The 311-nt window shown below is 30.5% G+C and carries 1 protein-coding gene; it reads right to left on the reverse strand.

All coding sequences use genetic code 11. From position 1 onward, the window contains the following. Positions 1-43 precede the first annotated feature (43 nt). On the reverse strand, positions 44-311 hold a 268-nt coding region (locus E2E34_RS37765), incomplete at its 5' end, for a hypothetical protein (protein ID WP_208765428.1).

The raw sequence follows: 311 nt of genomic DNA on the forward strand, positions 1-311 counted from the left end.
ATATTGCACCATCACCTTCAGTAAACCCTATAAATCAATCTAATCAATCTTTATCTATTTTAATAAAATTATTTGGTGCACTAGCGCCATGTCCGTTCTTAGGGACGGTATTATATAAATAATTATAATGTTTATTAAATAGATCATAAGTATTTTCACGTATAGTCTCTGAGGATCCCTTAATGAGGTTTCCTGCTGATTGGATACCATTATTATCGTTTAGACTATAAAAAGTAGATAATAAATCTTGATCTTTCCAGCCTATAGTGAAATTTATTACCTTAAGTTCACACCTAAGGAAAGCCATCATT

The organism is Streptomyces albidochromogenes (assembly GCF_005981925.1).
GTDB lineage: Bacteria > Actinomycetota > Actinomycetes > Streptomycetales > Streptomycetaceae > Streptomyces > Streptomyces albidochromogenes.